Source organism: Rothia sp. 27098_8_29 (assembly GCF_041432785.1).
GTDB lineage: Bacteria > Actinomycetota > Actinomycetes > Actinomycetales > Micrococcaceae > Rothia > Rothia mucilaginosa.
The window spans coordinates 1-6464 of the sequence record NZ_JAPWAI010000012.1; the positions used below are offsets into that span (position 1 = coordinate 1).

Consider the following 6464-nt stretch of genomic DNA (forward strand, 5'->3'; position numbering starts at 1 on the left):
GCGAGAAGCGCACCTGCCGCGCCGAGCCAGCGGATAGCTCCGGCGTAGGGAAGGGGCGCGGGCGCCTGGTCTGCGGTACTGCGCGTGTCCTGTACGGGTTCATTACTCATGGATTTAACGGTATCAGCTCACACACAGCTGTTCGTGGGCGAAGCCCCAGATTTAGCGGTTTGAGACCCAAATTCACAGCGTATGTGAAGCTTGGGGGAGCGGCCGCAATGTTTGCGCACACGAGATGCTTTAATAGGGGTATGTCTGAACAGGTTATTGAACTGCTCCCCGAAACTACGCCCGCTACTGCCGCGCCTGCAGAGTCCGTTGCGCCTTCTGCCGCGCCTGAGAGCACCGACGAGGGTAGCGCTGTACCTGCTGAGACTCAGCCCTCCGTGAACGCTAAGGAGACTGAGGCGGCTGATACGCCCGCTGAGGAATCTGCTGCCGGGGAATCTGCTGCCGAAGAAACCGCACAGAACGAAGACTCCACCCCCGACCCCTTCACCCCGCTGGATGAAGAGGTGAGTGCCCCCTCCCTGGGCGTTCCGCACAAGCTGCGCCGCACCTCCAAGGTGGATGAGATTCTTGCCGCTGCCAAGGATGTGGCGTTGCAGGGCGTTCAGGAAATCGCCCCGGCACACGCTATCGGCCTGGTGCATCACGTGCGCGCCGAGGAAGAGCGTCTAAGCACTCACCTTTTCGAGTGCACCCTGCCCGGTTACCGCGGCTGGTTCTGGTTCGCGACCCTCTCACGTGCGCCTCGCTCCCGCGTGGCAACGATCTGCGAGGTAGGCCTGCTACCCGGCGACGACGCGCTCATTGCGCCGGATTGGGTGCCGTGGGCTGACCGCGTTCGCCCGGAAGACCTGGAGGAGAACGCCGCGCAGGAGAACGCAGAGTCTGCTGAAACCGCTGAAGTAGAGGAATCTGCTGAGCTTGCAGAGAACAAAGCGGAAGAGAACGAATCTGCCGTGGAAGAAACCGCTGAGGCTGAGTCCGCAGAGTAAGCCTACCGTCTACTCCTCTTAATAAGGGGTGGGTTAGCAAAAGCGTATATATAAGGTGTCTTGAGTCGTCCAATGAGTTTTCATTGGGCGACTCAATGACTTAAGCCGTGGCAAAAGCCGCTGAAAAAGTACATAATAGATTATTGAATAAGTAACGACTTAGGCAGTGCTATCTAAGTACTGTTGCGGTGAAAGCTGGGAGAGATATATGACAGACCTCATCGATACCACAGAGATGTATTTGCGCACCATCCTCGAACTGGAGGAAGAGGGCATCGTCCCCATGCGTGCGCGCATCGCTGAACGACTCGAGCACTCCGGCCCGACCGTTTCCCAGACTGTGGCACGCATGGAGAAGCACTGCCTGCTCACCGTTGAGCCGGACCGCCACCTCGAACTGACCGAGGAAGGCCGCCACAAGGCGGTCGAGGTGATGCGTAAGCACCGCCTGGCTGAGCGCCTGCTCTCCGACATCATTGGTCTGGAACTTGAGTACGTGCACGAAGAAGCATGCCGCTGGGAGCACGTCATGAGTGACAAGGTGGAGAAGCGCATCCTGGAGATGCTCAAGGACCCCAAGTTCTCCCCGTACGGCAACGCTATCCCCGGCCTGGAGGATCTGGGCCACACTAGCGAGAAGAACGACGAGCGTACCGTACCCATGTCCCTGGCGGCACGCGACTCCGGTCCGGAGGACCGTTTCACTATCTCTCGTTTCCCCGAGTCCATTCAGACTGACGTTGAGCTGCTCAAGCTGCTGGCTGACGCAGGTATTGTCTACGGCGCATCGGTGTCCGTGGTTGCCGGTCAGAACGATGACGTCATTGTTCACGCCGACGGTGAAGAGGACACTCTCTCGCTGGATATGGACGTGGCAAACGCGATCGTGGTCAAGCGCGGCGGCAACCTCTAAGCTCTCATTCTGAGAATCCGCTAACCCAGTTCACGCTAAACGGTGGTATCGCCTTCTTCCCTGAGGAGGCGGTGCCACCGTTTTTGTGCACGTGTTAGGGCTGCTCGGCCTTGCGGGGAGGTTTTGGGGAGCTGAGGTGCCTAGTGGGTGGGGTATTTCAGAGTTTGGTCATGTGCGCGGGCGCATATACTCCTCTCTCAAGGTTTTAGCAACTGCGCTTGAGTGCATTTTTCGGGTTTTTCGCTTAAATCTAAGGTTGAAACTGAGGGAAACGCCGATGTTTGAGCAATCTCTGAGAATGGACACTTAAGAGATAAGGGTCATTTTTAAGAGTTTTGAACCCTGTCCTTGAGGGGTGATGGCGCATTAAAAGCGAATGTGCATCCTTGTGAAATGCCTAGTCAAGTGCCTTAAAAGGTAGATAAGGGTTCCATTGAGAGGGGGTCAAATGCCTGGAGTGCCAAGTTTTCCCCCCAGGGTGAAAGTCCAAAATTTAAGCCCGAATGAAGTGACAACTGGGAGTTTTCTGTGTATTCTCGTTTCTGTGCCCAAATCCTCATCGTAAGAGGGCACCGTCGAAGCGGTTCCGCTGAGTTCTGCCAACGCTTCGATGTACGTCTACCCAATATGGCAGAAGCGGGGGACCCAATCCCCAAGCTGGGATACGGCATCTCAATCGAGAAGCCTCGGGGCTAAGTCACTTCGGTGGCCGAGCGAATCCATGCTCGAGCCCGACAGCTCACCTCGTCAGGCAATGGAGGAATTACCAATGGCTAAGAAGATCGTACGTACCGCAGGTGCAACCCTCGCAGCAGGCGCAATCCTGCTCGGCTCGACCGTTCCCGCGAACGCATTCGCACAGATCCCCGCTGCGGCTGATCTGTCCTACGACTACACCAACTACGAGTTCGACTACACCAGCTACAACACCCCCGCAACCACCTACGTTGCACCCCAGGCTCAGGCACAGCAGACCTACGTTGCTCCCGCAGCAGCTCCGGCACCCGCAGCTGAGACCACCTACGTAGCACCCCAGGCTGAGACCCAGCAGGCTTACGTTGCACCCGTTGCAACCGAGGCTCCCGCTGCACCCGCAGCTTCCTCCGCTTCCACCGGTAACGCTTCCCGCGACGCAATCGTCGCAACCGCAATGAGCGGCCTGGGCGGCTCCTACGTTTGGGGCGGCAAGACCTTCGGTGCATGGGACTGCTCCGGCTTCACCTCTTGGGTTTTCGCTCAGCACGGCATCAAGCTGACCGCTTTCACCTACGCAATGAAGAACGAGCTGCGCCCGACCGCTAACCCCCAGCCCGGCGACATCGTCTTCCAGAACGGCTACAGCCACGTTGGTATCTACCTGGGCGACGGCAAGATGATCTCCGCTCTGAACCCCACCAACGGTACCCTGGTGCACCCCACCTCCTGGATGTCCGTTGATGGCTACTACACCGCTCTCTAAGCCTTAGCGCATAAGAGCTGGGTCTAGCCCAACATACTTCTCAAAAGGCGCCTACCCCGCACGGGGTGGGCGCCTTTTGCGTACCCGAGAGAATCCATGAAAATACCGCCGAGAGCGCACCTTAGTGTGGGCGCATTCTCGGCGGTATGTGTTTTAGGTGTATACGGCTAGGATGCGAGAGCCTGTAGAGGCCTCTGCGGGTCCTGCGCCCACTCGCTGAGCTCTGCCTGCAGATTAGCCCGCGCGGGCTCCTCCCAGAGCTGCAGACCCTCCTCGGAGAGGAAGATGCGCTTACGCCCCAGGATCGAACGCAGGAAGGTCGTACGACCGGCACGGAATGCCTCATCGTCAAGATGGGAGTACTCGCTACGCACCCCGCGCAGGTAGCGGCGGTAGCGTGCCGAATCAGCCGCCAGGATAGCCATATCGGCATCGAGGAAAAACTGAATATCCGCCGGCTCATAGCCCGCCGGTAGGTCGGCAGACTCGGGCAGCTCGTGGGTTGCCGTGGCACGCACCAGAAGGCTCACCATCTGCAGCTCGTCACCACTGAGCAGGCCCGCGGTAACCAGCGGCTCCAGGGAGGTGTTCGCCAGCTGCTCGCTACGGCGCTCATCCTCACCCGGCGCGCCCTCGTACACCGCGTCGTGGAACCACGCCGCCAAAACCAACGCCAGGGGAGTAGAACCCTGCGTGCGGTGTGCGTAGAGACGGTCCAGATCGGTGAGCATCTGCGAAAGGTGCCCGCTGTGGTGGTAGGCGCGGTGCGGCTGCTCCCACGCCTGCAACAGGCTCTCACCCAGTTCCGCTACCTGCGCCGTGAGTTGAGCTTGGCTCACGGAAGGAGCCTCCACATGCTTGAGGCGGGGTGTATTAAGGCGGGGCGCAAACGCCGCCTCCCAGGCGCGAAGCAGACGCGGGCGAATCTTTTCCGGGCGTTCCTTCAGGGGAATCCGTAGACCGCTGGCAATGAGCGTGCGAGTCAGCTGTGCACCGCTGAGCTCCTTTGCGCCCGCCCGTACTAGATTCTCGTAGAGGTGCGCCGGAACATCGTAGTGGTCGCGGTCGAAAGCACGCTCACTGATGCCCGCCGCTGCGGCGAACTCGTGCAGTTCCGCCAGGGATACATCGGAGATGAGGTGCGAGAAGACGGTGCCGTGTGCGGGCCAGGTGGGCGGGTCAATGTAGATGCTCATTCGTACATTGTAAGAGCGATTCTGCCGCCGGGTGCGGGTGTCCTCAGGCGGTGAACACAGGGCGGTGAACACGGATTGGGGCAGGGATTGGGGCAGGGGATGGATGTGGCGCGACTACCGGTGGATGCTGGCGCTTGGGCGGGCTGTGCGGACTCGCGGTGCGGGGTGCTTTATACTGGATAGGTACGCCCTCGTAGCTCAGGGGATAGAGCACTTCTCTCCTAAAGAAGGTGTCGGACGTTCGAATCGTCTCGGGGGCACACAGAACCGGTAGTCACGCCGGTACGAGAAAACCGCCCGTCGCTTGCATTAGCAGGCGCGGGCGGTTTCTCTGTTTCTGCACGTAACGAGCACTCAAGAAAACACGTTGTTATAGCTGAGACAGGTCAATCTTGCCCATCAGCAGGATCTTCTCGCGAGAGGCCTTATCTGCCATCAGCTCAGCAATATTGTGCGGGACAACCTGCCAAGAAATACCCCAGCGATCTACACACCAGCCGCAACGCTCCGCCTCAGGTATAGCCGAGAGCTGCTCCCAATAGTAATCAATCTCCTCCTGAGTACGGCACGAAAGAACTACCGAAACCCCAGGCGTGAATGTGAAATCGTGGAAAGTGCTGGAATCAGCAGCCGCCATCCAGGTGCCGTGCAGGTTGAAGTCGGTAAACATGACCGCATCTGCCTCAAAGGGGCTACCTTCCGGATAGTGGTACAGGGTGCCGCGGCGGGCATCATCAAACATGGAAATCCAGCCGTTGGTGGCTTCCTCTGCATTGCCGTGATTCGTGCCGCCAAACATGAAAGAAGGCACGACGAAGGGTCGCGGGTCGCCTGCAGGATTGGTAAGCATCAGCTGCCAGGTCATGCCGAAACGATCACGCACCCAGGCGTAGCGTGGGGAGAAAGGGTACTCACCCAGTTTCATCAGCACACCGCCGGTACTTAGCTCTTCGTAGAGTTCATCGAGGTATGCTCGCGCTTGCGCCTCACCGCCGAAGAGGAGCGGGTCAAAGTTTAGGATGCAACTGATGGACTGGTTCGGGACGTACCGGTCATCACCGTTAATGAGCGAGAGCTGGAAGCCGTGGATGCTTAGAGTCGTGAGTCCGGGCACCTGTTCCATGATGGAAGCATCGCGAAAAACCCTGGTATAGAACTGTGCGGCTTCGTCGGCTGAGCCATTGCACCATAGGGCTATTGAGAGGCTCGGAGGTAAGGTCTGGGTCATGCGGTCATCCTAGCATGACTATTCTGTGCCACCGGTTTACCGTTGCCGATATAGGACGTGCGGCGGATGACTGAACGGGTGGGAGCCGCGGAGTAAATGCGGTAGCATGGAATATCGAACGTGTATTCTAGGCAGCGAGGTAGATGATGAGCGACAAGCCCGAACAGCAGAAGCAGCCCTTCACCGAACAGGACGGCCTGTTCGCCGCCGAACTCGTCACCCCCGCAGCACCGGTAGCGGATGACGAGCCGCCCTTCGACCCCTACTACGACGTACCCCCTGCCGAGGACGACTACTACGCCCTTCCCATGGACGCCACAGTGATGGATGCTCCGGTGATGGAGGAACCCGCACAGGACGTACCCGCCGCCCTGCCTACCGGCATGCCCGCCTACGGTACCCCTGCTACCAGTGCGCCCGTTCCTGAACCCGGCGCACCCGCAGCCTTCACCGCCGCAGACCCGCTCGGCGACTTCATGCCACCCGCCTACCGCATCGGCGGCTACGGCGAGGACTTCGACCCCGCCGACCCCTACGGCGAACGGGCCCACAGCCTCAATGCGGTGGACCCAGCCTCCCTCACCGCAGGGCTCAACGAACGCCAGGAAGAAGCCGTGCTGCACTCCGGCTCGCCCCTGCTCATCGTCGCGGGCGCAGGCTCCGGCAA

Annotated in this window: 5 protein-coding genes, 1 tRNA gene, 1 pseudogene and 1 riboswitch; of the genes and pseudogenes, 5 read left to right on the plus strand and 2 right to left on the minus strand. The window is 59.6% G+C overall.

Features of this window, described 5'->3' with window-relative positions:
* Positions 1-251 precede the first annotated feature (251 nt).
* The 3 genes from O3649_RS08800 to O3649_RS08810 all read left to right on the plus strand — a co-directional run bounded on the left by O3649_RS08800 (position 252) and on the right by O3649_RS08810 (position 3373).
* Positions 252-1001 (plus strand): DUF3027 domain-containing protein, encoded by a 750-nt coding sequence (locus O3649_RS08800; protein WP_371573842.1) that lies wholly within the window; start codon positions 252-254, stop codon positions 999-1001.
* Positions 1002-1209: 208 nt separating this feature from the next.
* Positions 1210-1914 carry an iron dependent repressor, metal binding and dimerization domain protein gene (locus tag O3649_RS08805; protein WP_371573844.1) on the plus strand — a complete coding sequence of 235 codons (705 nt, stop codon included), beginning with the start codon at positions 1210-1212 and terminating at the stop codon, positions 1912-1914.
* A 609-nt stretch (positions 1915-2523) separates the two neighbouring features.
* Positions 2524-2683, plus strand: a riboswitch (cyclic di-AMP (ydaO/yuaA leader).
* Positions 2684-3373, plus strand: coding sequence for a C40 family peptidase (locus O3649_RS08810; protein ID WP_049353231.1), 690 nt, complete (start codon positions 2684-2686; stop codon positions 3371-3373).
* 167 nt (positions 3374-3540) lie between these two features.
* Here O3649_RS08810 and O3649_RS08815 read toward each other — a convergent pair whose 3' ends face one another.
* The gene (locus O3649_RS08815; protein ID WP_371573846.1) at positions 3541-4569 is read right to left on the minus strand and encodes a DUF4031 domain-containing protein; all 1029 of its coding nucleotides are present in this window, start codon (positions 4567-4569) and stop codon (positions 3541-3543) included.
* Positions 4570-4756: 187 nt separating this feature from the next.
* Here O3649_RS08815 and O3649_RS08820 point away from each other — a divergent pair.
* Positions 4757-4829 (plus strand) — tRNA-Arg (locus O3649_RS08820).
* 110 nt (positions 4830-4939) lie between these two features.
* Here O3649_RS08820 and O3649_RS08825 read toward each other — a convergent pair.
* Positions 4940-5797: a VOC family protein gene (locus O3649_RS08825; RefSeq protein ID WP_371573848.1), complete on the minus strand. Its 858-nt coding sequence runs from the start codon at positions 5795-5797 to the stop codon at positions 4940-4942.
* 143 nt (positions 5798-5940) lie between these two features.
* Between O3649_RS08825 and O3649_RS08830 the strand changes: the two are divergent.
* Positions 5941-6464: pseudogene (locus O3649_RS08830) on the plus strand (ATP-dependent DNA helicase PcrA); the annotation flags it as partial.

Excerpts from the sequence above, each read along its gene's own strand:
- O3649_RS08800 (WP_371573842.1), top strand. The coding sequence starts at position 252 with ATGTCTGAACAGGTTATTGAACTGCTCCCCGAAACTACGCCCGCTACT.
- O3649_RS08805 (WP_371573844.1), top strand. The coding sequence starts at position 1,210 with ATGACAGACCTCATCGATACCACAGAGATGTATTTGCGCACCATCCTC.
- O3649_RS08810 (WP_049353231.1), top strand. The coding sequence starts at position 2,684 with ATGGCTAAGAAGATCGTACGTACCGCAGGTGCAACCCTCGCAGCAGGC.
- O3649_RS08815 (WP_371573846.1), bottom strand. The coding sequence starts at position 4,569 with ATGAGCATCTACATTGACCCGCCCACCTGGCCCGCACACGGCACCGTC.
- O3649_RS08825 (WP_371573848.1), bottom strand. The coding sequence starts at position 5,797 with ATGACCCAGACCTTACCTCCGAGCCTCTCAATAGCCCTATGGTGCAAT.